The sequence below is a fragment of the Aeromonas sp. BIGb0405 genome, from assembly GCF_024807335.1.
GTDB lineage: Bacteria > Pseudomonadota > Gammaproteobacteria > Enterobacterales > Aeromonadaceae > Aeromonas > Aeromonas rivuli.
Genome location: NZ_JANUEP010000011.1, coordinates 66,678 through 89,905, shown reverse-complemented (window position 1 = coordinate 89,905; position 23,228 = coordinate 66,678). Strand labels below are relative to the sequence as shown.

21 protein-coding genes and 1 tRNA gene are annotated in these 23,228 nt (G+C 61.3%); 13 read left to right on the top strand and 9 right to left on the bottom strand.

Annotated features, from left to right (window positions below):
• Positions 1-19 precede the first annotated feature (19 nt).
• Together M2366_RS17630 and nadA are read left to right on the top strand one after the other, a co-directional pair.
• Positions 20-95, top strand: a tRNA-Val gene (locus M2366_RS17630).
• A 168-nt stretch (positions 96-263) separates the two neighbouring features.
• A complete protein-coding gene (gene nadA / locus M2366_RS17625) occupies positions 264-1,337 on the top strand; it encodes a quinolinate synthase NadA (protein WP_259237505.1) in 1,074 nt (357 codons plus the stop codon).
• Between the two features lie 195 nt (positions 1,338-1,532).
• On the opposite strand, the gene M2366_RS17615 is transcribed toward nadA, so the two are convergent.
• Together M2366_RS17615 and gap are read right to left on the bottom strand one after the other, a co-directional pair.
• Positions 1,533-2,399, bottom strand: a complete 867-nt coding sequence (locus M2366_RS17615) for a D-hexose-6-phosphate mutarotase (protein WP_259270293.1) — start codon at positions 2,397-2,399, stop codon at positions 1,533-1,535.
• Positions 2,400-2,511: 112 nt separating this feature from the next.
• Positions 2,512-3,507, bottom strand: a complete 996-nt coding sequence (gap, locus tag M2366_RS17610; RefSeq protein ID WP_033129683.1) for a type I glyceraldehyde-3-phosphate dehydrogenase — start codon at positions 3,505-3,507, stop codon at positions 2,512-2,514.
• Positions 3,508-3,829: 322 nt separating this feature from the next.
• Between gap and malQ the strand changes: the two genes are divergently transcribed.
• The 4 genes from malQ to msrB all read left to right on the top strand — a co-directional run bounded on the left by malQ (position 3,830) and on the right by msrB (position 10,906).
• Entirely contained in the window at positions 3,830-6,019 is a 2,190-nt protein-coding gene (malQ, locus tag M2366_RS17605) for a 4-alpha-glucanotransferase (protein ID WP_259270292.1), read from the top strand.
• Between the two features lie 76 nt (positions 6,020-6,095).
• Complete coding sequence (gene glgB / locus M2366_RS17600; protein WP_259270291.1) at positions 6,096-8,273, top strand: 1,4-alpha-glucan branching protein GlgB; 2,178 nt, start codon at positions 6,096-6,098, stop codon at positions 8,271-8,273.
• On the top strand, positions 8,273-10,354 hold the full coding sequence (glgX, locus tag M2366_RS17595; RefSeq protein ID WP_310504085.1) for a glycogen debranching protein GlgX: 2,082 nt from the start codon (positions 8,273-8,275) through the stop codon (positions 10,352-10,354). Before glgB ends, glgX begins: the two co-directional genes overlap by 1 nt.
• A 162-nt stretch (positions 10,355-10,516) precedes the next feature.
• A complete protein-coding gene (gene msrB / locus M2366_RS17590; RefSeq protein ID WP_224432060.1) occupies positions 10,517-10,906 on the top strand; it encodes a peptide-methionine (R)-S-oxide reductase MsrB in 390 nt (129 codons plus the stop codon).
• 165 nt (positions 10,907-11,071) lie between these two features.
• On the opposite strand, the gene chrA is transcribed toward msrB, so the two are convergent.
• The 4 genes from chrA to M2366_RS17570 form a co-directional block, all read right to left on the bottom strand.
• Entirely contained in the window at positions 11,072-12,205 is a 1,134-nt protein-coding gene (gene chrA, locus M2366_RS17585; protein ID WP_259270290.1) for a chromate efflux transporter, read from the bottom strand.
• 106 nt (positions 12,206-12,311) lie between these two features.
• A complete protein-coding gene (locus tag M2366_RS17580; RefSeq protein WP_259270289.1) occupies positions 12,312-12,746 on the bottom strand; it encodes an NUDIX hydrolase in 435 nt (144 codons plus the stop codon).
• A gap of 386 nt (positions 12,747-13,132) precedes the next feature.
• Positions 13,133-14,137, bottom strand: coding sequence for an NADP-dependent oxidoreductase (locus tag M2366_RS17575; protein WP_259270288.1), 1,005 nt, complete (start codon positions 14,135-14,137; stop codon positions 13,133-13,135).
• Positions 14,134-14,562, bottom strand: coding sequence for an organic hydroperoxide resistance protein (locus M2366_RS17570; RefSeq protein ID WP_042041159.1), 429 nt, complete (start codon positions 14,560-14,562; stop codon positions 14,134-14,136). Before M2366_RS17570 ends, M2366_RS17575 begins: the two co-directional genes overlap by 4 nt.
• Positions 14,563-14,703: 141 nt before the next feature.
• Between M2366_RS17570 and M2366_RS17565 the strand changes: the two genes are divergently transcribed.
• The 3 genes from M2366_RS17565 (at position 14,704) to M2366_RS17555 (ending at position 15,859) form a co-directional block, all read left to right on the top strand.
• Complete coding sequence (locus M2366_RS17565) at positions 14,704-15,129, top strand: MarR family winged helix-turn-helix transcriptional regulator (RefSeq protein WP_042041158.1); 426 nt, start codon at positions 14,704-14,706, stop codon at positions 15,127-15,129.
• A gap of 36 nt (positions 15,130-15,165) precedes the next feature.
• Complete coding sequence (locus tag M2366_RS17560) at positions 15,166-15,396, top strand: hypothetical protein (RefSeq protein WP_396021389.1); 231 nt, start codon at positions 15,166-15,168, stop codon at positions 15,394-15,396.
• A 148-nt stretch (positions 15,397-15,544) separates the two neighbouring features.
• The gene (locus M2366_RS17555; RefSeq protein ID WP_042041156.1) at positions 15,545-15,859 is read left to right on the top strand and encodes a hypothetical protein; all 315 of its coding nucleotides are present in this window, start codon (positions 15,545-15,547) and stop codon (positions 15,857-15,859) included.
• Between the two features lie 86 nt (positions 15,860-15,945).
• Here the strand turns inward: M2366_RS17555 and M2366_RS17550 are convergent, their stop codons facing one another.
• Together M2366_RS17550 and M2366_RS17545 are read right to left on the bottom strand one after the other, a co-directional pair.
• The gene (locus M2366_RS17550; RefSeq protein WP_005904753.1) at positions 15,946-16,422 is read right to left on the bottom strand and encodes an Lrp/AsnC family transcriptional regulator; all 477 of its coding nucleotides are present in this window, start codon (positions 16,420-16,422) and stop codon (positions 15,946-15,948) included.
• A gap of 328 nt (positions 16,423-16,750) precedes the next feature.
• Entirely contained in the window at positions 16,751-17,392 is a 642-nt protein-coding gene (locus M2366_RS17545; protein ID WP_259270287.1) for a metalloregulator ArsR/SmtB family transcription factor, read from the bottom strand.
• 194 nt (positions 17,393-17,586) lie between these two features.
• On the opposite strand from M2366_RS17545, the gene M2366_RS17540 reads away from it, so the two are divergent.
• Positions 17,587-18,825 (top strand): MFS transporter, encoded by a 1,239-nt coding sequence (locus M2366_RS17540; RefSeq protein ID WP_224432065.1) that lies wholly within the window; start codon positions 17,587-17,589, stop codon positions 18,823-18,825.
• Between the two features lie 67 nt (positions 18,826-18,892).
• Positions 18,893-19,708 carry a Cof-type HAD-IIB family hydrolase gene (locus tag M2366_RS17535; protein WP_224432066.1) on the top strand — a complete coding sequence of 272 codons (816 nt, stop codon included), beginning with the start codon at positions 18,893-18,895 and terminating at the stop codon, positions 19,706-19,708.
• Positions 19,709-19,816: 108 nt separating this feature from the next.
• Here the strand turns inward: M2366_RS17535 and M2366_RS17530 are convergent, their stop codons facing one another.
• Positions 19,817-20,386, bottom strand: a complete 570-nt coding sequence (locus M2366_RS17530) for a DUF2799 domain-containing protein (protein WP_259270286.1) — start codon at positions 20,384-20,386, stop codon at positions 19,817-19,819.
• A gap of 215 nt (positions 20,387-20,601) precedes the next feature.
• Between M2366_RS17530 and M2366_RS17525 the strand changes: the two genes are divergently transcribed.
• Together M2366_RS17525 and M2366_RS17520 are read left to right on the top strand one after the other, a co-directional pair.
• A complete protein-coding gene (locus M2366_RS17525) occupies positions 20,602-21,441 on the top strand; it encodes an isopenicillin N synthase family oxygenase (protein WP_042041151.1) in 840 nt (279 codons plus the stop codon).
• A 222-nt stretch (positions 21,442-21,663) separates the two neighbouring features.
• Positions 21,664-22,977, top strand: a complete 1,314-nt coding sequence (locus M2366_RS17520) for a sodium-dependent transporter (protein ID WP_224432067.1) — start codon at positions 21,664-21,666, stop codon at positions 22,975-22,977.
• The last annotated feature ends 251 nt before the right edge of the window (positions 22,978-23,228 follow it).

Below are 23,228 nucleotides of genomic sequence, written 5' to 3'. Positions count from 1 at the left end.
TGAGGTGGACAGTTTCCCAGGTCGTTTAGCTCAGCTGGGAGAGCACCTCCCTTACAAGGAGGGGGTCACTGGTTCGAGCCCAGTAACGACCACCATATTCCAGGCCATCGAGATGGTCACACAAAAAGGCCCGCACAAATGTGCGGGCCTTTTTGTTGTGGGCGCGCTTGAGCCCTCTGACGGTGATTGTGATTTGTTGATGGGTTTGTGGCCGGCTTCTGGTTATAATTTTGGCCTTTCCAAGCCCTGATGGAACAGTCGCAATGAGCAATGCACTGAGCAGTATCCCTCCCGCGGTTGAGATGGATTACCCCTTCCCGGCCAAACCCGTCCCCTTGAGTCAGGCCGAGAAGAGCCGCTTCATCGAGGAGATCAAGGCGCTGTTGATTGAGCGCAAGGCCGTGCTGATCGCCCACTACTACACGGATCCCGAGATCCAGGCCCTGGCCGAAGCCACCGGCGGTTTCGTCGGTGACTCCCTGGAGATGGCCCGTTTTGGCCGGGATCACGCAGCCCAGACCCTGATCGTGGCGGGGGTGCGTTTCATGGGGGAAACGTCCAAGATCCTGAGTCCCCACAAACAGGTGTTGATGCCGACCCTGAAGGCCGAGTGTTCCCTCGATCTGGGTTGCCCGATAGAGCAGTTCTCCGCCTTCTGCGATGCCCACCCGGATCATATCGTCGTCGTTTATGCCAACACCTCGGCTGCGGTCAAGGCACGGGCAGACTGGGTGGTGACTTCCAGCATTGCGCTCGAAATCGTCGAACATCTCGATAGCCAGGGCCACAAGATCATCTGGGGCCCGGACAGGCACCTGGGCGCCTATATCGAGAAGAAGACCGGTGCCCAGATGCTGCGCTGGCAAGGGCACTGCATCGTCCATGATGAGTTCAAGGCGAGCGCCCTGCGTGCCCTCAAGGCCCAGAATCCGGACGCGGCCGTGCTGGTGCACCCGGAGTCCCCGGCTTCGGTCATCGAGCTGGCCGATGCGGTGGGTTCCACCAGTCAGCTGATCAAGGCGGCGCGGGACTTGCCTCAGAAGAAATTGATCGTGGCGACCGATCGCGGCATCTTCTACAAGATGCAGCAGGCTTGTCCGGACAAGGAGATGGTCGAGGCACCGACCGGTGGTGACGGCGCAACCTGCCGCAGCTGTGCTCATTGCCCCTGGATGGCGATGAACGGCCTGGCGGCTATCAAGGATGCGCTCACCGATGGTGCCGAGCAGCATGAGATATTGGTCGACGAGGCCCTGCGCATCAAGGCATTGATCCCCCTCGATCGCATGTTGGACTTTGCCGCAGAGCTCAAGCTGAAGGTACAGGGTAACGCCTGACAGGCTGCCCATGCGGCTAACCAGCCGCCATGAAAGAGGGCACCCCAGGGTGCCCTCTTGCTATTGGCTGATCGTTGGCAAATCACGGTCGAGAAGCTGTGCTCTTCATCCGGCGCGACGGTCACGCCAGTATCGGCGGTGATGGTGGCTTCGACGCAGAGGTTGGAGTGATAGCCCTCATCGTCCGCTCCGGGGTCAGATGATCACGGTGGAGAAACTGTGCTCCTCATCCGGCGCGACGGTCACGCCAGTATCGGCGGTGATGGCGGCTTCGACGCAGAGCATAGTGCGATAACCATCATCGCTCATGTCGGCCATGGCGGTGGCGCCTTCCAGCCAAGGGGTCCAGACCACAATACTGTCGTGATTGCCGCTGACCACCTGAGTGGTGCGATCGCCATCCTGAACCCGGATCATGGCCTCGGGTTGGTGGTAGACCCGATCAATGGCCGCTGTGAGCGTCAGAGCGCCCTGTTGCTGCGCATCCTGGCCGGTCAGTTTGTCGGTGTAGGGTTCGCCCAGGCCTTGCACCTCGATGGCCTCAGGGGCGCTCACCTGCAAGTAGGTGTGCAGGGCGGCGTTATAGACGATGGGCGCCGACCCTGTGTTGCGGGTCGTCAGGACCAGGGAGAGCTCGCGGCCGACCAGTATATCCAGTTCCAGCTCGAAGGGGTGGGGCCAGAGTGCCTGTGTGGCATCGCTATCGGTCAGGGAGAGATGGACCAGGGTGCCATCTTCGTGATCGCTCACCCCATCCAGTGTCCAGAGGCTGGTACGGGCGAAACCATGGGCTGGTTTGCCGTTGCCCACCCGGGCGGGGGAGGGGCCAAACCAGGGCCAGCAGACAGGTATGCCGCCACGGATAGGCTTGCTGCCATCCAGCACGGCCTTGTCGCTTAGCCAGAGGGATGCTGGCTCACCATGGCGTTGATAGCGCAACACATGGCCACCAAACAGGCTGATCTCGGCCTTGGCGACCCCATTGTCGATATAGAGCAGGGGCAGGCCGGACGCGTTGTTGACTAGCTGGCAGTTGGCAGTCAGGGGACGGAGGGATTGCATGGGAACTCCTTGAGGATACGGCGATGATTCGACGACCCAACAACAGTGTGCAGATAACAAAAAAGGCGGCCAATGGCCGCCTTTTTTACGCTACGTGATGGCGCATCCCAAATTACTTGGAGATGTGAGCGATCAGGTCCAGAACTTTGCTGGAGTAGCCCATTTCGTTGTCGTACCAGGATACAACTTTAACGAACTTGTCGTTCAGCGCGATACCGGCTTTGGCATCGAACACGGAAGTCTGACGCTCGCCCAGGAAGTCAGTGGAGACCACTTGATCTTCGGTGTAGCCCAGTACGCCCTTCATGGAGCCTTCGGAGGCTGCTTTCATGGCTGCACAGATTTCGGCGTAGGTAGCAGCTTTCTTCAGGTTGACGGTCAGGTCAACAACGGACACGTCCGGAGTCGGTACGCGGAACGCCATGCCGGTCAGTTTGCCGTTCAGTTCCGGGATAACCACGCCAACAGCCTTGGCAGCACCGGTAGAGGACGGGATGATGTTCTGAGCCGCACCGCGGCCACCGCGCCAGTCTTTGGCAGACGGACCATCAACGGTCTTCTGGGTAGCAGTGGTCGCGTGGACAGTGGTCATCAGGCCGGATTCGATACCGAAGGTATCGTTCAGAACCTTGGCGATCGGGGCCAGGCAGTTGGTGGTGCAGGAAGCGTTGGAAACGATGTCCTGGCCAGCGTAGGTAGAGTCGTTAACACCCATGACGAACATAGGGGTAGCGTCTTTGGACGGGCCAGTCAGTACGACTTTCTTGGCACCGGCAGCGATGTGCTTACGTGCAGTGGCGTCGTCCAGGAACAGACCGGTAGCCTCGGCAACCACGTCAACACCGATGGCATCCCATTTCAGGTTGGCCGGGTCACGCTCAGCGGTAACACGCACGGTTTTACCGTTAACAACCAGGTTGCCGTCTTTGACTTCAACGGTGCCATTGAAACGGCCGTGAGTGGAGTCGTACTTCAGCATGTAAGCCATGTAGTCAACGTCGATCAGGTCGTTGATACCAACAACTTCGATGTCAGCGCGCTCAGCGGCCAGACGGAAAACGAAACGACCGATACGGCCAAAACCGTTAATACCTACTTTGATAGTCATAATTGGTTACCTAACTGTTCAGTAGTCAAAGAAAATTCCGTTTGTAAATTTACTAGAACTCACCGGTGAGTCAACCAACAATCTGCTCGAAATTGCGCTATATCATGAAAAACTGTGAAATTTATTTTCTGTTTATGTAACTGACTACCAGTTTTTGTCGAAAGAGATAACCCAAATAGTGCCTACTCTGTCACACAACCCCCGGGTCAGATGTGTGAAAATGGCGGCGGTTTGGCGTGGCCAAAGAGCCAGTTCGCCTGTAAGACCCATAAAAACTAAACAAAATAGTATAGACAGAATCCACAGCGGGAATTCTCAAACTATGACCACCCTGATAGAACAGCTGGCTGCCGCCAAAGGCATTGCCAGCGAGTATGTTGATGCCTGGGGCCACCCGGCCCAGGTATCCGAAGAGAGCAAGGCCGCCATGCTGGGCGCCATGGGTTATCGCGTCGATGACGAGGTCGCCCTGACGCAGCAGCTGGAGCAGGAGCATCGCCAGCACTGGTTGCGCGCCCTGGATCCCGTGATGGTGGTGCGTGAAGGCGAGCCCATCGTGCTGGAGTTGCGTCTGCCCATTGATTTTGTCAACGACACCCTCAGCTGGCAGCTGGCGCTGGAGCAGGGGGGCGCGTTGTCCGGTCAGCTCACCCCGGTCGAGGGCGAACTGGTCGGCGTCGCCGAATTTGAAGAGATGGAGTGCCAGGCCTATCGCGTGGCGTTGGCGGTGCAGCCCGAGCTCGGCTATCACCAGCTGACACTGCTGGAAGAGGGCAACGACGAGCCCCTGGCCAGCATGCGGCTCATCGTCGCGCCCAAGGCGTGCTACAAGCAGGCTCCCATCGCCAACGGCCGCAAGGTGTGGGGGCCGAGCGTGCAGCTCTATTGCCTGCGCAGTCGCACCAACTGGGGCATTGGCGACTTCAGCGATCTGGGCTTGCTGGTCGAGCGCGTGGCTGGCTGGGGCGCACACTTCGTCGGTCTGAACCCCATTCATGCCCTCTATCCGGCCAATCCGGAGAGTGCCAGCCCCTATAGCCCCTCTTCCCGTCGCTGGTTGAACCTCATCTACATCGACGTGGAAGCCGTGCCTGAATTCCAGGCCAATGCGGCCCTCAAGGCCGAAGTCGCCTCATCCTCCTTCCAGCAGCAGCTCGCCTCGTTGCGCGCCAAGGAGTACGTGGACTACAGCGGCGTCACCGCCATCAAGCTACCCATGCTGCGCCAGGTGTTCGATCAGAGCCCGTTGAGCGGCACCCGCCTCGCGGCCTTCGAATCCTTCGTCGCAGCCGGTGGTGACAGCCTGCAGCAGCAGGCGAGCTTCGACGCTATCCAGGCCAGCCTCTATGCAGAAGGTCAAAATGCCTGGGGCTGGCCAGTCTGGCCCGAGGCCTTGCAGGATTACCACAATGCGGAGGTCGCCAGCTGGGTGGCCGCCCACAGCCAGGAGGTGAGATTCTACCTCTACCTGCAGTTCCTGGCCGATGAGCAGCTCGCCGCGGCCGATGCTAGGGCCAAGGCGGCCGGTATGGTGATGGGGATCTACCGGGATCTGGCGGTGGGGGTCTCCGAAGGCTCGACCGAGATCTGGGCCAACCGTGAACTCTATTGCCCGAAAGCCTCGGTCGGTGCGCCGCCCGATATCCTGGGGCCACTCGGCCAGAACTGGGGTCTGCCCCCCATGAATCCGAGCCAGCTCTTTGAAGCGGCCTATCAGCCCATGGTGGATATGTTCAGGGCCAACATGCGTTCGTGCGGCGCGCTGCGCATCGACCATGTCATGGCCTTGCTGCGGCTGTGGTGGGTACCGCCCGGTGCCTCTGCGGCCAAAGGGGCCTACATCTACTACCCGGTCGATGACCTGCTCGGCATACTGGCGCTGGAGTCCCACCGCAATCAGTGTCTGTTGATAGGGGAAGATCTGGGCACTGTGCCTGAGGGCATAGATGTGACCCTCAAAGAGAATGGCGTCCACTCCTACAAGGTGTTCTTCTTCGAGCGCTCCAAGGAGGATGGCGGCTATATCTCCCCGGCCCACTACACCGAGCAGGCGATGTCGGCCCTGACCACCCATGACATGCCGACCCTGAAGGGGTTCTGGCATTGTGACGATCTGGCGCTCGGCAAGGAGCTAGGACTCTACCCGGACGAGGCGGTACTCAAGACCCTGTATGCTGATCGCCACCAGGCCAAGCAGAGTATCCTCGACAGCCTGCATGGCCATGGGGTCATCTCCCCCAATGTCAGTCATGACGTCAACTGGGTTGGCATGAATACCGAGCTGAACCACGGCCTGCAGATCCACATGTCCCGTGGCAGCTGTGCCCTGTTCAGTACCCAGCTGGAAGATTGGCTGGAGATGGACAAACCGGTCAATGTGCCCGGTACCAGTTACGAATACCCGAACTGGCGTCGCAAGCTGTCGGCGGATCTGGAAGATCTGTTCGAGAGCGAGTCGCTCAAGGCGTTGGCGGCTCGTATGAGTCAGGCCCGCGATGAGGCCAGTCGTTGAGTCGTTTTTCCATGACTCGCTCACATCCGCTCGGGCCCTGGCCCGGGCGGATGCTCTGCTATGAAAGGATGTCCCTATGCTCGTTGAACGCTTGGCTGCGGCCCGTTGTGCCGATCCCTTCTCTCACTTAGGCCTCTGCGAGAATCCGGACGGACCCGGTCTGAGGTTGAGGGCCTGGTTGCCTGACGCCATCGAGGTCGGCGTCAAGGATCTCAAGTCGGGCAAGCTGGTCGCCACCCTGACTCCCAGTGACCCATCGGGTCTTTTTGAAACTGTTTTCACCCGCCGCAAACTCCCCTTTCCCTATCAGCTCATCGCCCGCTATGCCGATGCCAGCCACGACATCATCGATCCCTATCAGTGCCAGGATGCCGCCTGGCGCGGCCTGGCCGAACTGACCGCGGCCCCCGAGCATCTCTATCAGACCCTGGGGGCTCAGCTCACCACCATCACCCACCTCGGCCAGTCGATTGCCGGGGTGCGTTTCGCCGTCTATGCCCCGAGTGCCACCGCGGTGAGCCTCATCGGCGACTTCAACCTGTGGGATGGTCGTCGTCACCCCATGCAGCGCAGCCTGTGTGGTCACTGGGTGCTGTTTGTGCCCGGTATGCAGGCCGGGGCACGTTACAAGTTCGAGCTCAAGGATCTGGCGGGCAATCGGCTGCCCCACAAGAGCGATCCGGTCGGCTTCTACTGCGAGCAGTATCCGTCGTTCGCCTCGGTGGTCTACGACCATGAACAGTACCAGTGGCAAGATGGCGACTGGCAAGCCCGCTGTGGCGGTGACAAGCGCGAGCAGGCACTTTCCATTTATGAGCTGCATGTGGGCTCCTGGAAGCGCCACCCCAATGGCGACAGCCTGAGTTGGCGCGAACTGGCGGTGGATCTGGTGGGCTACGTCACCGAGATGGGCTACACCCACATCGAACTGCTGCCGGTCTCGGAGCACCCGTTCAGCGGTTCCTGGGGTTATCAGCCGGTGGGCATGTTCTCGCCGACCAGCCGCTTTGGCAGTGCCGATGACTTCAAATTCTTCGTCGATGCCTGCCATCAGGCGGGAATTGGCGTCATCCTGGATTGGGTGCCTGCCCACTTCCCGTCCGATGCCCATGGTCTGGCCCGCTTCGATGGCACGCCGCTCTACGAGTACGAGGATCCGCGCCGGGGCTGGCACCCGGACTGGAACTCCTACATCTATGATTTTGGCCGGGACACGGTGCGCCAGTTCCTGGTGGCGAGCGCCCTCTACTGGCTCGACAAGTTCCACATCGATGGCCTGCGGGTCGATGCGGTCGCCTCCATGCTCTATCTGGACTATTCGCGCAATGCCGGGGAGTGGGTACCCAACGTCGATGGCGGCAACCACAACTACGAGGCGATCAGCCTGCTCAAGTGGTTCAACGAAGCTGTCTATGGTCAGTATCCCAACGCGGTGACCATTGCCGAGGAGTCCACCGCCTTCGCCGGTGTTTCTCGTCCCACCTTCCTGGGCGGGTTGGGGTTCGGTTTCAAGTGGAATATGGGCTGGATGCACGACACCTTGAGTTACATGCAGAAGGAGCCGGTGCATCGCCGTTATCACCACAACGAGATGACCTTCGCCATGGTGTATCACTATGACGAGAACTTCATCCTGCCGCTCTCCCACGACGAGGTGGTGCACGGTAAACACTCCCTGCTCTACAAGATGCCGGGGGATGAGTGGCAGCAAGCCGCCAACCTGCGCGCCTACATGGGGTACATGTACGGTCATCCGGGCAAGAAGCTCAATTTCATGGGCACCGAAATCGCGCAGAGCAGCGAGTGGAACCATGATGCCCAGTTGCCCTGGCACCTGCTGCACTTCCCGAAACACGCGGGCCAGCAGGCGCTGATCCGCGATCTCAACCAGCTCTATCGCCAGGAAACTGCCCTCTTCGAGGCGGATCATGAGCGTCAGGGATTCCGCTGGCTGGATCATAACGATGCCGACAACAGCATCCTGGCCTGGCTGCGCGCCGACTTGAATGGCAACGGATCCGTGCTGGTCGCCAGTAACTTTACCCCGGTACCGCGTCAACACTATCGACTCGGTGTGCCGGGCGCTGGCCGTTATCGGGTGCTGCTCAACACCGACAGCGAGCATTACTGGGGCAGCAACTATGATGTGGGTTTGGATTTTGTCGCCGAGTCGACCCCCTGGCAAGGCATGAGCCACTCTATCGAGTTGGACTTGCCACCGCTTGCGACCTTGTTCATCAAACAGGAGTCTTGATGGTCAATATCGAGAAGGGAAGCGGCCAGCGCCTCGGGGCCTGGCTGGATGAGACGGGATGTCAGTTCTGCGTCTGGGCACCGCAAGCAGAGCGGGTCGAGCTCTGCCTCTATGACGAGCAGGAGCAGGAGACGGCTTGTCTGGTGTTGCCCGGGCAGCGTGGTCAGTACCGGTTCGGTCATGTCAGCGGCATAGGGGCGGGTCAGCGTTACGGCTATCGCCTCTATGGCGAACCTCAGGATGGCCTGCTGTTTGATGGCGACAAGCTGCTGATAGACCCCTATGCGCGTGGGCTCTCCCGCCCGCTGCGCTGGGATGCCGAGAGTTACGAGGGGGACAGCGCGGCCATGCAGGCCAAGTCGGTGGTGGTCCGGGATGATTTCGACTGGCAGGGGGTGACCAAGCCGACCATTAGCCCGGCGCAGACCCTGATTTATGAAGCCCACGTCAAGGGCTTCACCAAGCTGCACCCTGCCATCCCGGAGGCCGAACGGGGCACCTATCTGGGGCTCTGCCATCCCCTGATGCTGACCCACCTCAAGTCGCTCGGCATCAGTTCATTGCAACTGATGCCGGTGGCGGCCTTCATGGCCGAACCCAGGCTGGAGGATCTGGGGCTCACCAACTATTGGGGCTACAACCCGGTCGCCTTCTTTGCCCCCGAGCCGCGCTACGCCGTGCGGGACGCTGTGACCGAGTTCAAGACCATGGTGCGCGAGCTGCACCGGGCCGGGATAGAGGTGATCCTGGATGTGGTCTACAACCATACCGCCGAATCGGGGTTTGACGGGCCAGTGCTGTCGTTCAAGGGGCTGGATAACAGCGGCTATTACAGTTTCGAACCCGGCGCCCATGGCCCGGATTTCAACCGTTATGCCAATGTCACCGGCTGTGGCAACAGCGTGAATCTGGATCACCCCAACAGCCTGCGGCTGGTGCTCGATGCCCTGCGCTACTGGGTGACCGAGATGCAGGTGGATGGTTTTCGCTTCGATCTCGCGGTGACCCTGGGGCGGGAGGCGGGGGAGTTCGAACCCATGGGGGCCTTCTTCAAGGCGCTGCTGGCCGATCCCGTGCTCGCCGGGGTCAAGCTCATCGCAGAGCCCTGGGACATTGGCCCGTTCGGCTACCGACTCGGTCAGTTCCCGAGCCAGTGGCAGGAGATCAACGATCGCTACCGGGATACGGTGCGCGCCTTCTGGCGTGGAGATGGCGGCAAGATGGCGGATCTTGCCACCCGCTTGATGGGCTCGCGGGATCTCTTCCCCAAGAACTGGCGCTCGCCGCATACCAGCATCAACTACCTCTGCTACCACGATGGCTTCACCCTGGAGGATCTGGTCTCTTACAACCAGCGCCACAACCAGGCCAATGGCGAGGATAACCGGGACGGTCACGGCAACAACCTCTCCAGCAACCACGGGGTGGAGGGGCCGACGCTCGATCCCAGGATCAGCAGTCTGCGGCTCCAGCAGAAACGCAATCTGATCGCCACCCTGTTGCTCTCCCAGGGTACCCCGCACTTTCTCGGCGGTGATGAGATGGGACGCAGTCAGCTCGGCAACAACAACGCCTACTGCCAGGACAACCAGATAAGCTGGGTCAATTGGCAATGGCGGCCGGAGGATGAGCGGCTGCTCGCGTTCACCCGGCAGATGGTGGCGCTGCGGGCCAGCTCCGAGGTCTTCTCCAACTTGCGGCTGTGTGACGACAGCTGGAATGGCGCCCAGGAGCACTGCCATCGCGTCGACTGGTATCACCCGGACGGTCATCCGCTCACGGATCAGGATTGGCAGGCGCCCATGGGCCAAGCCTTCGCCATGGATATTGGTTCTCTGGATGAGGAGGGGGAGCGTTGGCTGGTGCTGTTCAATGCCAGTGGTTATGACATCCAGTTCCGTCTGCCGCCCCCGGGGGAGGGGATGGAGTGGGTGCAGACCATAGACACGGCCACCAATGATGGCTTGCCCTTCCTGCCCGATGACATCAAGCGTCAGGTTGCCGTGGGGAGGGCTCACGCCCTCAAACTGCTGGAGCGAGTCAGTCCGCCACTCGACCCTGTGGGTCATCATGCTCCCTGAATCCCGGTAGGCTGATCCTGGCAGATCAGCGGGATCAGCGGTTTTATCTGCCAAGGGGATCACAATCTCGCTTTTCCGGATATTTTGTGGGGTGGAGTCGGGGGCGTTGGCTGGTTATGCTGTGGCCCCTGTCTCACAGACCCTGCGCCGTGGAGGCAAGATTTGAGTGCAAATAACCCTGAAAACTGGCGCCACACCTTAAGCCCCGAGCAGTTCCATGTCTGCTGGGAGCGGGGCACTGAACAGCCTTACAGCGGCGCCCTGCTGCACAACCGCAAGAGTGGTGAATACCTCTGCACCTGCTGCAAACAGGTGATCTTCCCCTCGAGTGCCAAGTTTGATGCCGGTTGTGGCTGGCCCTCGTTCGACAGAGCCCTCGACGGCAGGGTGGATTACCGCAACGATGGCAGCCACGGCATGAAGCGAGTCGAGATCAGCTGCGCCGGTTGCGGGTCTCACCTGGGGCACGTCTTCCCGGATGGGCCAACCGAGACGGGGCAACGCTACTGCGTCAATAGTTTGAGCCTGGATTTTCAGGCCGACGAACCTTAGCAGGGCGTACAGACGAGAGATGAAAACGGCGACGCTGCCCGGCAGCGTCGCCGTTTTTTATGGGCGATGGAAAAGCCAGTCCCAGCGTCGGGCAGGCGCCGCTGTGGCGAGACGGACTCAGGCCAGCAGGCTGTTGTAACCGGGCAGCAGGGGCAGGCAAGTAAGTCAGGCCAATAGCAGGCTGCAGCCGAGCAGCAGGGCGGCCAGAGCCAGTATGGGCAGCTTCATCACCCGCAGCAGGAAGAGGCCGACTGCGGCCAGTGCGAGATCTCTCGGGGCCAGTACCGCGCTCTGCCAGATGGGTTGATAGAGGGCCGCCAGCAGCAGCCCCACCACGGCGGCGTTGATACCCGCGACGCCCCCCGCCAGCCGGGGCCTGGCCAGCAGTGCCTGCCAGCAGGGACTCAGAGCCCAGAGCAGCAGGAAGCCCGGCAGGAAGAGCGCCAGGGTCGCAAGCAGCGCGCCGAGCAGCGCCTGCTGTGGCAGCATCAAGGCTCCCAGATAGCTGGCCAGGGTAAACATGGGGCCTGGCACCAATTGCGCCAGGCTGTAACCGGTCAGGAACTGGCTGGGGCTCAAGGCCTGGCCCGCGCTCTGCTCGAGCAGAGGCAGCACCACATGGCCACCACCGAACACCAGGCTGCCCGCCCGGAAGAAGTCGGCAACCAGGCGGCCCGGCTCTGAACCGGCCAACAGGGGCAATCCGAGGAAGAGTAGCGTGAACAGGATCAGGCTGGGCCAATGAGGTCCCTGCCAGGGGGTGGACTGGGGGGCGGCGACCTTGGCCAGACGGGCACAGAGCAGGGCCCCTGCCAGCATCATCAGCAACTGGGTGAGGAGGCCCGGCTGCCACCAGAGCGTGGCCGCAGTTGCCACCATGATCCCTTGAGTCGGGGCGCTTTTGCAGAACTGACGCGCCATGCTGAGCACGGCATCGGCGACCACCACCAGCGCCAGCAGCTTGAGGCCATGCAGGGCGGCGTCCAGCCAGAGATTTTGCGCAAGCTGACCCAGGCCCAGGGCGGCGAGGGTCAGCAACAGGAAGGAGGGCAAGGTGAAGCCGACGAAGGCCGCCAGTGCGCCCCCCAGACCGGCTCTGTGGCGGCCGATGGCAAAGCCGAGCTGGCTGGAGGCCGGTCCCGGCAGCAGTTGGCACAGCGCCAGCTGTTGGGCGAACTCGGCCTGACTGAGCCAACCGAGCCGCTCGACGAAGGTGCGCTGGAAGTAGCCAATGTGAGCCGCCGGGCCGCCGAAGCTGGTGCAACCCAGCCACAGAAATTGAAGGAATACCTGTCCCACCACTTACTCCCTGTCGTCATCGCAGATGAGTAGGGATGATATGACAGAGTGATGACTTTTTTATGACATTTCGAGCTGGGTTGCTGGCTGCGGCGGGTGGCGGTGTTTACGCGATCGACGGCGGTAGATAGCAGCGTCCGGCCAGCCAGCAGGCGATGGACTGGCGACTGGCATCGAAGTGGGGTTCGGGCAGCGCGCGGGGATCGCACCAGACCCAGCCCTCGCACTTGTCCGGCTCCAGCAGTTGCGCCTCCCCCTCCACCTCGGCCAGCAGGGTGACAGAGATGTAGTGCAGTCCGCTCTCGCGCCAGGTCTCCAGGTTGTTGGTGACGGCGATGACGCTGGGGTGCGTGATGAGAAAACCTGTCTCCTCGGCCACCTCCCGGATGGCCGCCGACTCGAAGCTCTCGCCAAGTTCCAGATGGCCGCCGGCGATGGACCAGTAGGGGGCGTGGCTGCCCTTGCGCTTGCCAAGCAGCACCTGGCCCTGATGGTTGACGAGGATGACACCGACCCCGACGCGAGGATAGGGAGTGGACATAAGAAGAGCTCCTTGCCGAAACGGGATGACGCTATAAAAAACGGGCCCACCTTAGGACGGATGGGCCCGTTTCGCAAGTTGCCGCTGGATGATCCCGGGGACACGGTAGCTTGCCGTTTCTCTATCTGCCAATCAGATGGCTATCGCGATATCACATCTGCTTGGCAGATGGTAAATACACGGCCAGGGGCCCCACTGTGGCTGGCAGGCCGTCAGTCCAGCTTGATCTGCATCTTGCCGGCGCTGTGCCCCTCGACGTGCGGCTGGCTGTTAGCCCAGCTTGACCAGCATCTTGCCGGTGCTGTGCCCCTCGACGTGCGGCTGGTTGTCAGTCCAGCTTGACCGATATCTTGCCGGTGTTGCGCCCCTCGGCAGGCAGCGGGTTGTCAGTCGAGCTTGACCAGCATCTTGCCGGTGTTGCGGCCCTCGAACAGCCCGATAAAGGCTTGCGGCATGCTGGCCAGCCCCTCGCTGATGGTCTCCTCGGCCTGCAGGGCGCCAGCCTCGAAGGCGGGGATCGCCTCGGCCAGGAAGTCCCCGTAGTGTTGCCAGTGATCGGAGACCAGCAGCCCCTGCATCAGGATGCGCTTGCGGATCATCTGGGAGAGGTTGCGCGGGCCGCTCCCTTGGCCATTGCTGTTGTACTGCTCGATGAGGCCGCACAGCACGATGCGTCCGTGCAGTGCCATGTTGTTGAGGGCCGCGTCCAGCATGGCGCCCCCCACGTTCTCGAAATAGACCTGAATGCCATCCGGAGCGAGGCGGGCCAGCTCGGCGTCGAGATCCGGCGTCTCCCGATAGTTGATCACCGCATCTGCACCGAGCGTCTTGAGGTAGGCGACCTTGTCGGCGGAGCCGGTGGAGCCGATCACCCGGGCTCCGGCCCGCTTGGCAAGCTGCACCGCCATGGTGCCGACCGCGCCCGAAGCGGCCGAGACCAGCAGGGTCTCACCGGCCTGCAGGCGGGCGACCTTGTGCAAGCCCGCCCAGGCGGTCATGCCCGGCATGCCGAGGGCGCCGAGGAATAGTTGGGATGGCAGCGCCGTGGCGGGCAACCGGGTCAGTTGCTCCCCCTTGGCGACGAAGGCGTCTCGCCAGCCCAGCATGCTGCTCACCCGGTCACCCACCTTGAAATCGGGATGGCGCGACGCCTGCACGGTGCCGATGGCACCGCCGTCGAGGGCGCTGTTAAGGGCGAAGGGCGGCACATAGCTCTTGGCCAGGGACATGCGGCCCCGCATATAGGGATCCACCGACAGCCACTGGTTGCTGACCTGGACTTCGCCCTCTTGCAGAGGAGGCAGCAGGATCTCGGTCAGGGTGAAATCGGCCAGGTTCGGCAGGCCGGACGGGTAGCGCAGCAGTTGGATCTGGCGGCTGATCTGGTTCATTTGGTCTCCTCCAGCAGTTGGCCGTTGAGCAGCAGGCGAGTGGCGACATTGCCGCGCATAGCATTGGAGAAGGGGCAGGTCTGGTGCGCCTGACGCACTATCTGCTCGGCATGACTGCCTGTGAGTGTGACGTCCAGTTCGATGGCGAAGGTGAAGGTACCGTCGGCGCGAGCCAGCAGATCGACCGTGGTGGCGACGGGAGCCGTGTCGAGCGGCGCTCCCAGGGCCTTGGCGACATGGAGCAGGGCATTGGAGAAGCAGGCGGCATAGCCGGCGGCCAGCAACTGCTCCGGGTTGTTGCCCTGGCCGTTGCCGCCGAGGGCGCTTGGCAGTGCCAGGGCCAGCTGCAGTGTGCCGTCCTGGGTGTGAACTTCACCGTTGCGGCCGGCCTGGGCCAGCGCCTGGGTGCGATAGAGGCTCTTCATAGTGGTGTCTCGCTTTCATTTGTGTGCAAAGTAAATTCAGGCTAATACCGCACCGGGCTTTTGACAACTACTTTGTGTGCAAAATATTTGGGTAGAGAGTAATGTCGGGTATACTGGCGGCATAGCCAGCGAGGTAGTGTCATGAGCGAATTGAAGAAGCAGGTCTGTTTTGCACTCTATAGCGCCTCCAATGCGGTGATGCGTGCATATCGCCCCCTGCTGGATCGGCTGGATCTCACCTACACCCAGTATCTGGTGATGCTCTCCCTCTGGGCCGAGGATGGCGTCAGTCTCAAACAGATTGGCCAGGATACCGGGCTGGATGCGGGCACCCTGACCCCCATCGTCAAGCGGTTGGAGAGCAAGGGCTGGCTCACCCGCAGCGTGTCGGCCGAGGATGAACGGCAAAAATGCGTGGTGCTGACCGAGGCGGGTCGCGCCTTGCAGGGCGAGGTGCGCGCCAGCTGCCTGGCCGACAACTTGCGCAATCAGGTGGACTTGAACGATGCTGAACTGACCCAGCTCAAGGGACTGTGCGATCGCATCTCGAGCCAGCTGGGACGCTAGTCAGATCAGACGATGAGGAGTTCAGGGATGATAAGGATAAGCAGATTGGCCCCCCTGCTGGGGCTCTTGCTGGTGGCCTGTGGCGGCACGGGTCAACATAGCCGCCCTCTGGAGATAGATGATGCTGATGCCTGGCGCGCCATCTGCAAGGATGGTACCCGTGTCAAGGCGGTGCGTGAGGAGGGGATCTGTGACGATCACCATGGGCTGGCCATGTGGATGAATAAGCCAAGGGAGGCGGCCATGGCAGAGGAAGCCACCAAGTGAGGCGAGATCCCCATCACAAAATGACGTAACCGACCGCTTTGGTCGGTTTTTTTCGCGATCCTGTTAACAGTTTGTCCCATCGTTCATGGTGCGCTCACTTTTCTCTTCGCATACTGGCTCCATCAGTCCCACGTGAGGAGTACCAGAAATGCAACATTGGGTCGGACTCTCCATCCTATGGGGGCTAGCCAGTTTCGGAGTGCAGGCCGATTTCATCGAGAGCCGGGATCCGGTGGAGCCGCTGTGGCACGCCCAATCCGAGGTCGAGATGGAAGGCTACTTGATAGAATCTCTTGGGGAGAGGCGCTGGGTATTCGATACCGGTTCGGACAGCCTGCTGGTTGAGCTGCCCCAGGGGCAAGCCGCCCAGACGGATGAGCGATTGGTGCTAAGTGGCGCGCCCCGCCAGGCCGCCGAAGGCTGGCTGCTGCAAGTCGAGGATGTCACTGCGGCATCGAGCTGACCGGTCAAGGGGAGATCAATAGCGAAGAGGAGGCCCAGGCCTCCTCTTCTTCATGATGTTGCATCGTTATCAGCGGCTTGTCAGCCTCAGCCCAGGTGGTTCAGGGGCAGCGCCGTCTTCTGCTTGATGCGGCGCAGCACGAAGCTGGATCGTACCCCGGTCACCCCGGGAATGTGGGTCAGCTTGTCCAGCAGGAAGTGCTGATAGTGCTCCATGTCGCGCACCACCACCTTGAGCTGGTAATCCGCATCGTTGCCGGTGATGAGGTCGCATTCGAGCACTTCCGGCAGCGCCGAGATGGCGGTATCGAAGTTCTCGAATCGCTCAGGAGTATGTCTGTCCATGGAGATGTGGATATAGGCGGTGAGAGTCAGCCCCAGCTGGCGGGCGTTGAGCAGCGTGACATGGGCATCGATCAGGCCCGCATCCTCAAGTGCCTTGACCCGTCGTGAGCAAGGGGAGGGGGAGAGGCCGACCAGCTCGGCCAGTTCCAGGTTGCTGATGCGACCATTCTCCTGCATCAATTCCAGAATATGACGGTCGATACGATCCAGTTTCAGCATACTTTGTCACCCTGTCGCAATGTTTTGTTGTCTTTGGCTAGATTAAGGGTGAGTCATTGCAAAAACAATCGAAAATAACCAACTCTTCGCAACCACTCACCCGGGGCCTCCGGGTAATATGAACTCATCAAACGGTGGTCAGGCAGTGGCAGCATCCAGCCCCTGCGGCGACGAGTTCAACCGGACTCCGAGCACCACAAGACGTCACGCCTCATCGGGCCATGACAGACAGATGCGGGCTTACCGGTCCGTAGCAAACAACAAAGCAGGCCTCCCGGCGCCTGCTTTGTTGTTTTTGGCCGCCTCGGGGCTGGCTCGGCTCAACGGCTTACTGCTCAGGGGCCGCAGTGTTATCCGGGGGGCTGATGCGATAGAGGCAGCGGTGATCGCCGCTGAGCAGATATTGCTCCCGCTCGACCCGGGCCGGGGCCAGCAACTCGGCGAAGATGGCGAGTTCGCTGCGACAAAAACCCAGGCAACCCCGCGCCGCGACACAGATAGGACAGTGACTCTCCCACAATAGCCAGCTGCCATCCTCCTCTTTGCTCGCCTCGGCCATATAGCCTTCCCGGGTGCGCAAGACCGCGAGCTCGACCACCCGCTCTGGCAAGGAGAGCCCGGCCAGCTGCGCCCGATAGCGTCCCAGTTGCTGCTGCTCACGCTCGGCAATCACCTTGTCCAGCCCGCTCTCCCCAAACAGCTGTTGCACCGTGTCAATCAGACGCAGGGTCAGCTCGCCATGGCCATCCGGGAAGCGCTGCCAGGCCTGTTCGGTCAACAGCCAGAGCCGGCTCGGCCGCCCCCGTCCCCGGGCTTCATCCCTGAAGGTCACCCAGCCGTCGTTCTCCATGGCATGCAGGTGCTGGCGGGCACCCATGGAGGTCATCTGCAACTGCTCGCCGAGGGCCGCAGCGCTCTGGGGGCCTTGGGTTTTTAACAGGTGAAGTATCTTGTCGGTGCTGGCGTTCATGGGTTACCCGCTGTTATCTGCAACGGCTTCTGAGGGCGGTCTTTTCAGGCGTTGCTGCCTGAGTCGCTCATCTGCGCCGGTACTCATAGGGTCATTATGGGTAGAGTGATTTTTTAAATCAATAATTCACTTTACAAAACATGTCCTGCTCAGCAGTATAAATAAACTTATAACTTTACTTAATGGTGGGTGCGATGGAGAGCCGCAGAGACAAGGTGAGTCTGTGGGTGCTGGTGATGACGGTGACCCTGGCGGTGGCAGGCTTTAGCTTGCCCTCCCCGGTGTTGGCGCCCCTGATGCTGGATCCGGCGCAAGGCATGCTGGCCCCTGACGCCTCGGACTGGAGCCGCAAGGTGTGGCTGGGGGTCGTGATGGGGCTCTACCCCCTGTTCCAGTTGCTGGGGGCGCCTTTGCTGGGTCTATTGTCGGATCGCTATGGCCGCAAACCCATTCTGATGGTCTGTCTGGTCGGTGTCCTGGCGGGTTATGCCTTGATGGCACTGGGGATCGCCTGGCGATCCCTGCCGATCTTGCTGCTCAGCCGGGTGCTGGAAGGCTTCTTCAATGGTGATATCGCCATCGTGCAGGCGATGGCGGCGGACATGAGCACGACCAAGACCAAGGCTCGCAACTTCTCCATGATCAATATCGGCATGAATCTGGGTTGGGTGCTGGGTCCCATGATTGGGGGTTATGCCGCCGTCATCTCCGGGGATTACAGCGTGGCGGCCTGGTTGGCGGTGGCCATGACCGCGGCCAACTTGCTGCTCGCCCTCTGGTTATTGCCCAACCGGCCTCCACTGCCTGAGGCTGCCACGGCGCCGCGCCTGTCGAATCGCGCCCTGCTGCTCGCACCCGCCTTGTTGCCTTACTTCGCCTTGACCCTGATGAGCTATGGCGCAGTGCAACTCTACTTCAGTTACTTCAATGTCTGGTTGGTGGAAGAGCTGACCTGGGATCCGGCGCAACTGGCGCAAGGGGCCGTGCTGGTGAGCGTGCCGCTGATGTTGGGTTCCTGGCTGGGGGGCTGGCTCTCGCGACACTGGCGCGGCAGCTCCCTGGGGATCGTGGGTCATCTGCTGATGGCGGTGGGCATGTTGATGTTCATCCTGCCGAGTCAATGGTGGGGCTTGGCGCTCACCTTCATTCCCGCCGGTATCGGCATGAGCCTGGGGGAGTTGGCGACCTCGGTGGCCATCTCCAATCGCAGCTCGGCCGAACAGCAGGGCCAGGCCATGGGGCTCTACCGTGGTCTGGCGGTGAGCAGTGAAATTGTCGCCGTGGTGCTGGGCAGCCTGGTACTGCTGGCGGGCAATCAGTGGCCCTTCTATCTGGCGGCGGCCTGTTCTGTGCTCTGTGCGCTGGGTTTCTATGCTCTGCGTCGCCGGGCAAACAGGGACAGGCAGATCACAGAATGGGCCTCTCAGGCCTGATGGGGCTTGCATCCCGGGGGCGACTCTGGGAATTTATCCCCTCTTGTTTCGCCTGTTTGGAGGGAATATGACGCAGTACAGAGCCATAGCGCTCGATATGGATGGCACGCTGTTGACCCGGGATCACCAGATTTCGAGCGCGACCCGGCAGGCGCTGGCCGATGCGCGTGCCCAGGGCATCAAGGTGCTGCTGGTCACGGGCCGACACTTCATGACGGCGCGTCCCTTCCATCATGAGCTGGGGCTGGATACTCCCATCATCTGCAGCAACGGTGCTTATCTCTACGATCCGCTCGGGGATCGCATCCTGAGCGGGGATCCCCTTGCCAATGAGCCCCTGGCCACGTTGCTGGCCGCCATGGCAGAGGAGCAGGTCGAAGCCCTGGCTCACCTCTCTCAGGGGATTGGCCACCTGGGTTGCGAGCCTTATGTCACCCGGGTGCGCAGCTGGTCGGCCAGCGTGGAGGAGCAGCATAGAGTGCAGTTCCTGCCCCAGAGCAGTGCCCAATTGCTGGCCCAGCCCGAGGTGTGGAAGCTGGAGTTGTTCAGCCAGGAGCCCGCTCACCTGCATGATTTTGCCAGTCGGGTGATCGAAGGGTTGCCCTTCACCCAGGATTGGGCGGCGCCCTATGCGGTCGAACTGGTGAAGCCCGGTTGCAGCAAGGGCAACCGGCTGGCCCAGTGGGCGGCGGGGGAGGGGATCGCCATGAGCGAGGTGGTGGCCTTTGGCGACAACAACAACGACATCAGCATGTTCGAACAGGTAGGGCTGGCGGTCGCCATGGGCAACGCGGCGCCGCAGATCCAGGGGCTGGCTCACAAGGTCACCGCGGATCACAACGAGGATGGCATCGCCCTGGGCCTGGCGCGCTGGGTGCTTTAGTTGCGCCAGCTTGACCCTTGATAGCAAGAGGCCGATGCAGTGCATCGGCCTCTTCTCATGGGGCTGTGGCCAGGGCGCATCGGGCTCGGCGCCATGGGTGCTGCGAACTTACAGCTTGAACTCGATCACCCTTGGCGGATAGCGCAGCCGGCTGTATTCGTCGCGCAGGGCCCTGTCGCGACGTATGGCGCGCTCCCGTTGATAACGGTAGCTGTCACGCTGGGCACTGTCGTTCTCCTTGCGGATCAGTTGTTCCAGCTGATAGATGTCTTGCTCGTTTTGCGAGATGGCATTGGCCAGCTCATTGAGGCGGGCGGCCAGCTGATACTCCTGGTGGCCCCGTTCAAACTGGCGCAGGAAGGTCTCGTCATTGGGGCAGACCCCTCGGTACTCCTCCCCATCTCGTCCCTTGCGATAGGCCAGCTCGGGGATACAGTAAAGCTCGAGTCCCTTCTTATAACCCCGCTGCCACTCCCCCTGATCGACCTTGATGCCATATTCACCACAGCTTGCGCCATAAGCCTTGCTCGCATCCGGTCCCTTGCCCTGCTCGCCATCGGCAAAGCCCTGGTTATACCAGCTCATGGCGGCGCACTCTTCCTGGGAGAGAGTGCTGCAGGCGCCCAGTAACAGGCAACAACCAACGACAAGCCCCTTGGCCAGTGTCTGTTTCATCATCCAAATGCTCCTTGCTGCGCCGCATTGCGGGCATGTCATCAGATGGCGCATTCTAGGAGCCGGCTCGTCCGGGGACAAGAGGGGGCTGGACGGTTTTCCAGGGCGGATCGGCCTGTGGGAGCGGACGCTGCGATGAGGTGGTCGGCAAACCTTTTCTTACCGGTCACATGGGGGTAAACTTGCGGCCACTTTTTAACAGCAGTGCAACAGCAACCATGAAAGTCCTGACCGTCGACTACCGGGCGCCAGACGCCGCCCAGCGCTTCACCGAATCCCTGCGTACCACCGGCTTCGGTGTGCTGACCAATCACCCTATCCCCAAGGAACTGGTGCAGGGTATTTACGACAACTGGTATCGCTTCTTCATGAGCGAACAGAAACAGGACTTTCTGTTTAACCGGGAGACTCAGGATGGCTACTTCCCGCCGTCGGTTTCCGAGGTGGCCAAAGGCCAGAGCCAGAAGGACATCAAGGAGTACTTCCATCTCTATCCCTGGGGCCAGATGCCCGAGGAGCTGAAGGCGCAAGCCATGGAGTACTACCAGCTGGCCAACAACCTGGCCGCCGAGTTGCTGGGGTGGGTCGAGCAGTACACGCCGGGTGAGATAGCCGCCAACTACAGCTGCCCGCTCTCCTCCATGATAGAAGAGAGCCATAAGACCCTGCTGCGGGTGCTGCACTATCCACCCTTCGATGGCACCGAAGCACCGGGCGCCATTCGCGCCGCCGCCCATGAAGATATCAACCTGCTCACCATCTTGCCCGCGTCCAATGAGCCGGGTCTGCAGGTGATGGGGTCCGATGGGGAGTGGATGGATGTGCCCTGCGACTTTGGCACCCTGATCATCAACATCGGTGACATGCTGCAGGAAGCGTCCGCCGGCTACTACCCCTCCACCACCCATCGCGTCATCAACCCGGCTGGCGGCAGCGCCAACAGGTCACGGATCTCTCTGCCGCTGTTCCTGCATCCGCGTCCGGATGTGGTGCTTTCAGAGCGCCACACGGCTCACAGTTATCTGATGGAGCGGTTGCGCGAGCTGGGCGTGATCTAAGCCTGCAGCCCCTGTCATGTCAGGTCAAAACCGGAGCAAATGTGCTCCGGTTTTTGTTTGTTAGCAGCAAAGCAATTAAATCTGAATTTTATTGGTGAAGTGTGCCAATAAATCGAATTTATACCCGTTTTTGTTGATTGTGATTGCGCAGCCCCTCCCTTACTCTGGCCGCCGCTTTTCGCCAGCGGCCCTGTGGGCCCTGGCCTCGACCCCGGAGTTCATATGCAGCAGTCCCAATGGTCATCCCGGCTGGGTTACATTCTCGCCGCCGCAGGTTCGGCGGTGGGCCTCGGCGCCATCTGGAAGTTTCCCTATGTCACAGCGGCCAACGGCGGTGGCGCCTTCCTGCTGGTGTTCCTGCTGTTCAGCTTCACCCTGGGGGTGGCCGTGCTGATGGGGGAGACCCTGCTCGGCAGCCGGAGTCGGCGCGGTGTGGTGGGTGCCTTGGCCAGCCTGCTCGGCAAGCGCTGGCGCTGGCTCGGGGTCATGGGCCTGCTCTGCAGCCTGCTCATCTTCTGCTTCTACAGCGTGGTGGGAGGCTGGACCCTGGGTTACACCGGCATGGCACTGGCCGGCAGCCTCAACAGTGGGGATGGCGCCGCGCTGACCGCCCGCTTCAATGACTATGTGGGGGATCCCGTCTGGCCACTGCTGACTCACTTGCTGTTTGCCGCGCTCACCTGGTGCTGCGTGCAGGGCGGGGTGCAAAAAGGGGTGGAGCGAACCTTGCGCTGGATGATGCCGAGCCTGTTGCTGATGATGATGCTGCTCGCCGTGGTGGGGCTGACCCTGCCCGGCGCCATGGATGGGGTACGCCACTTCCTGCTGCCGGATTTTAGCAAGCTCGGCATGAACGGGGTGCTCGACGCCCTGGGTCTGGCCTTCTTCTCCCTCTCCATCGGCCTTGGCATTCACACCACCTATGGCGCCTATCTGCCCGACAGTGAAGGGGTGGGGCGCTCCAGCCTCTGGGTGGTGCTGCTGGCGAGCCTGATTGCCGTGCTGGCCGGCTTGATGATCTTCCCGGTGCTGGCGGCGACTGGCATCGATCCTGCGGCGGGGCCGGGTCTCACCTTCATGACCATGCCTGCGGTGTTCCAGCAGCTGCCCTTCGGCCAGGGGCTGGCGACCGTCTTCTTCGCCTTGCTGGTGGTGGCGGCGCTCTCTTCGGCCATCTCGCTGCTTGAGCACCTGCAATGCTTTGTCAGCGAGAGCTGGGGCTGGAGCCGCCGCGCCAGCTGCACCCTGATAGTCGCCCTGGTGATGGTGGGTGGCATACCGGTCAGCCTCTCCTTCGGCCCCTGGTCCCAGATCACCCTCTTTGGCCGCAACATCTTCGAGTTGCTCGATTTTGTCACCTCCAACGTGCTGATGCCGCTGTTTGGCCTGGGGTTGACCCTGCTGCTTGGCTGGAAACTGGGGCGGCAAATCCTGCCCCGGGGGCTGACGCTCTCCTGGCAACGCTTGCTGCTCGGCTGCTGGCGCTGGCTCGCCCCTTTGCTGATCGGCGGCATCCTGATCCGCGGTCTGGTGTGAGGTGGCGCGTCAAGAGCGGGTTGAGCCAGTCGACGCGGCTGGGCGCCAATGGCCTGGTTAAGGGGTCGCCAGAGGAACGGCTGGTTTTGGGTAGCACGACTCGATCAAATACTGCTAAAATGGATGAAAGTATAATTTTCAACTAATTCAGTGCAAAAACACTGACTGGATCTGTCAACTTGCCTTGCCATGGTTTAGGCTGTCGCCTCGTTTTCTCGATGGTCTCTATCCCATGTCACTTCGTCTGGTTC

Coding starts and splice junctions, on each gene's coding strand:
- M2366_RS17530 (WP_259270286.1), bottom strand. CDS start 20,386: ATGATGAAACAGACACTGGCCAAGGGGCTTGTCGTTGGTTGTTGCCTG.
- M2366_RS17555 (WP_042041156.1), top strand. CDS start 15,545: ATGCAACATTGGGTCGGACTCTCCATCCTATGGGGGCTAGCCAGTTTC.
- gap (WP_033129683.1), bottom strand. CDS start 3,507: ATGACTATCAAAGTAGGTATTAACGGTTTTGGCCGTATCGGTCGTTTC.
- M2366_RS17615 (WP_259270293.1), bottom strand. CDS start 2,399: ATGCAATCCCTCCGTCCCCTGACTGCCAACTGCCAGCTAGTCAACAAC.
- glgX (WP_310504085.1), top strand. CDS start 8,273: ATGGTCAATATCGAGAAGGGAAGCGGCCAGCGCCTCGGGGCCTGGCTG.
- M2366_RS17565 (WP_042041158.1), top strand. CDS start 14,704: ATGAGCGAATTGAAGAAGCAGGTCTGTTTTGCACTCTATAGCGCCTCC.
- M2366_RS17570 (WP_042041159.1), bottom strand. CDS start 14,562: ATGAAGAGCCTCTATCGCACCCAGGCGCTGGCCCAGGCCGGCCGCAAC.
- M2366_RS17535 (WP_224432066.1), top strand. CDS start 18,893: ATGACGCAGTACAGAGCCATAGCGCTCGATATGGATGGCACGCTGTTG.
- M2366_RS17545 (WP_259270287.1), bottom strand. CDS start 17,392: ATGAACGCCAGCACCGACAAGATACTTCACCTGTTAAAAACCCAAGGC.
- M2366_RS17525 (WP_042041151.1), top strand. CDS start 20,602: ATGAAAGTCCTGACCGTCGACTACCGGGCGCCAGACGCCGCCCAGCGC.
- M2366_RS17520 (WP_224432067.1), top strand. CDS start 21,664: ATGCAGCAGTCCCAATGGTCATCCCGGCTGGGTTACATTCTCGCCGCC.
- M2366_RS17580 (WP_259270289.1), bottom strand. CDS start 12,746: ATGTCCACTCCCTATCCTCGCGTCGGGGTCGGTGTCATCCTCGTCAAC.
- M2366_RS17550 (WP_005904753.1), bottom strand. CDS start 16,422: ATGCTGAAACTGGATCGTATCGACCGTCATATTCTGGAATTGATGCAG.
- M2366_RS17540 (WP_224432065.1), top strand. CDS start 17,587: ATGGAGAGCCGCAGAGACAAGGTGAGTCTGTGGGTGCTGGTGATGACG.
- nadA (WP_259237505.1), top strand. CDS start 264: ATGAGCAATGCACTGAGCAGTATCCCTCCCGCGGTTGAGATGGATTAC.
- glgB (WP_259270291.1), top strand. CDS start 6,096: ATGCTCGTTGAACGCTTGGCTGCGGCCCGTTGTGCCGATCCCTTCTCT.
- malQ (WP_259270292.1), top strand. CDS start 3,830: ATGACCACCCTGATAGAACAGCTGGCTGCCGCCAAAGGCATTGCCAGC.
- M2366_RS17575 (WP_259270288.1), bottom strand. CDS start 14,137: ATGAACCAGATCAGCCGCCAGATCCAACTGCTGCGCTACCCGTCCGGC.